General features: G+C 73.8%; 4 protein-coding genes. 3 read left to right on the forward strand and 1 reads right to left on the reverse strand.

Annotated elements, in window-relative coordinates:
* The 3 genes from A7B20_RS21060 to A7B20_RS21070 form a co-directional block, all read left to right on the forward strand.
* On the forward strand, window positions 1–997 hold a 997-nt coding region (locus A7B20_RS21060), incomplete at its 5' end, for a tetratricopeptide repeat protein (RefSeq protein WP_102110533.1).
* Window positions 994–1,488, forward strand: a complete 495-nt coding sequence (gene ruvX / locus A7B20_RS21065; protein ID WP_102110534.1) for a Holliday junction resolvase RuvX — start codon at window positions 994–996, stop codon at window positions 1,486–1,488. The genes A7B20_RS21060 and ruvX, both read left to right, overlap by 4 nt.
* On the forward strand, window positions 1,485–1,724 hold the full coding sequence (locus A7B20_RS21070) for a DUF1289 domain-containing protein (RefSeq protein WP_102110535.1): 240 nt from the start codon (window positions 1,485–1,487) through the stop codon (window positions 1,722–1,724). Before ruvX ends, A7B20_RS21070 begins: the two co-directional genes overlap by 4 nt.
* Before the next feature lie 4 nt (window positions 1,725–1,728).
* On the opposite strand, the gene A7B20_RS21075 is transcribed toward A7B20_RS21070, so the two are convergent.
* A partial coding sequence (locus tag A7B20_RS21075; protein WP_102110536.1) for a hypothetical protein occupies window positions 1,729–2,449 on the reverse strand: 721 nt, incomplete at its 5' end.

Genomic DNA, 2,449 nt, shown 5'->3' on the forward strand with positions numbered 1-2,449 from the left:
CGCGGCCGCCCCGACAACGGCCCCCGCCCCGGTCAGCCGCGCCGCCGCCGCGCTGTCGGCGCTGGTGCTCGTCGGCGGGGCGCTCGGGCTCTACGTCTGGATCGGCGCGCCCGGCTATTCCGACATGCCGCTCCAGGCGCGGATCGACCGCGCGGCAGAGGTGCGGGCGACCCGCCCCGACCAGGCCGCGGCCGAGGCGGAGGCGGCACCGATGCTGGCCGAGGCCGCGAAGACGGCCAAGGAACAGGCCGATCCGCAGTTCATCGACCTGATGGACAAGCTGCGCACCACGCTGAAGGACCGCCCCGACGACATCCAGGGACACGCCCTCCTCGCCCGCAACGAGGCCGGGCTGGCGCGGTTCGACGCCGCGGCGGCGGCGCAGCGGCAGCTGATCGCGCTGAAGGGCGACGAAGCGGGGCCCGAGGATTACACCGACCTGGCCGAGTACCTGATCTACGCCGCCGGCGGCTACGTCTCGCCCGAGGCCGAGGATGCGTTGACCCGCGCCCTGCAACGCGACGCGAACGCCAAGCGCGCGCGCTATTTCACCGGCCTTCTCTATGCCCAGACCGGCCGCCCCGACCTCGCGTTCCGGCTCTGGCGCGGCCTGCTGGAGGCGGGGCCGGAGGACGCGCCGTGGATCGCCCCGATCCGCCAGCAGATCGACGCGCTGGCGCAACTGGCCGGCGTCCGCTACACCCCGCCCCCCGCCACCCCGGGGCCTAGCGCCGCGGACATGCAGGCGGCGAGCGAGATGAGCCCGGAGGACCGCGAGAACATGATCCGCGGCATGGTCGCGCAGCTGGCCGACCGGCTGGCGACCTCGGGCGGCCCGCCGTCCGAATGGGCCCGGCTGATCGCGGCCTACGGCGTCCTGGGCGAGACCGATACGGCGCGCAGGATCTGGACCGAGGCGCAACAGGTCTTCGCCGAGGCGCCCGACGAGGTCGAGACGATCCGCAAGGCCGCCGAACAGGCCGGTGTCGCAGAATGATCTTCGACGACATCGAAGCCTTCGCCGCCGCCCTGCCCCCGCGCCGCGCCCTCGCCGGGCTCGACCTCGGGACCGCGACTCTGGGGGTCGCCGTCTCGGACGGGATGCTGTCGATCGCGACGCCGCTCACCACCATCCGGCGCAAGAAGTTCACCCTGGACGCCGCCGCGCTGCTCGATATCCTCGAGAAGCGGCAGATCGGCGGCATCGTGCTGGGCCTGCCGCGGAACATGGACGGCTCGGAAGGGCCGCGGGCGCAGTCGACCCGCGCCTTCGCGCGCAACCTCGGCGGGCTCTGCGACCTGCCGCTCGTCTTCTGGGACGAGCGCCTGTCCACCGTCGCCGCCGAGCGCGCGCTGCTGGAGGCGGATACGTCACGAAAACGCCGGTCCGAGGTCATCGACCACGTCGCGGCCGGGTATATCCTGCAAGGTGCGCTGGACCGGCTTGCCCATCTCAGGACCAACAGGAAGGACGACGGTGTGTCATGAGTGATCCGGTCTGGACCCGGGACGAGCCGCTGTCGCCCTGCATCAAGGTCTGCGTCGTCCACCCGGCCGAGCGCATCTGCACCGGCTGCCTGCGCACGCTCGACGAGATCGCCGCCTGGCCGCGGATGAGCGCCGAGGCCCGCCGCGCGGTCATGGCCGAACTGCCGGACCGCCGGGGCCGGTTGAAGCAGCGCCGCGGCGGCCGCGCCGCGCGGCTTGCCGGAAGCGAAAGCTGAGGGGTCAGTCCGGGACCGGCCAGAGCGCCGGGTCCACCAGGTAGGGTCGGAAATAGGCGATCATCCGGCCCTCTTCCGGCGCCTCGGCGCCCTCCTCCCACGGCGCGACGCCGTGCAGCGCAAGGCGGTGCACCAGATAGCCTCCGCCAGGTTTCGCCGCGACGACAACCCGCGCGCAGGTCTCGAAGCAGCGCCGGCGGGCGGCGTGATAGGCGTCGGTCAGGTCGACATTGTCCCACTCCCGCGGGTGCGCGGCATTCAGGACCGGACCCAGGGTCTCGGCCATGATCCGGTGACTGCCTTCCCAGACCACCATCGGGCTGGCCCCCGCGCCGCACCGGTTCAGCGGCAGGCCGAGGACGAAGGCATGGGGTTCGCGCAGCATCCGCCGCCGCTCCGGCCCCACGGGGAGCAGACCGTCGACATGGGCCGCGTCGCGGTCGCGCCGGTAGCGCGCCGCCGCCGCGCTCTCGCCCTCGGATGGCAACGGATAGCCCGGGCGGCAGACCGACAGCTGCGCCCGGTCCCAGATCACGCCCTCCCCGGCCAGATCCCGCGCGACGCCCTGGAGGAAACCCGGCAGCGGCGGCCCGTCGGGCAGCCGCCCGGCAGCATCGTTGTCGAGCGCGTTGACCCCGGCGAACCACGTGCCCCCGCAGCGCCAGTCGCCGCCGGGGCGCGCCAGCACCGCCCTGCCCGCCTCGGCCGCGCGATCCGCCCAGTCC

The organism is Oceaniglobus roseus (genome assembly GCF_002869745.1).
Taxonomy (GTDB): domain Bacteria; phylum Pseudomonadota; class Alphaproteobacteria; order Rhodobacterales; family Rhodobacteraceae; genus Oceaniglobus; species Oceaniglobus roseus.

Bases quoted from the DNA above. Each gene is read 5' to 3' on its own strand.
- ruvX (WP_102110534.1), top strand. From the start codon at position 994: ATGATCTTCGACGACATCGAAGCCTTCGCCGCCGCCCTGCCCCCGCGC.
- A7B20_RS21070 (WP_102110535.1), top strand. From the start codon at position 1,485: ATGAGTGATCCGGTCTGGACCCGGGACGAGCCGCTGTCGCCCTGCATC.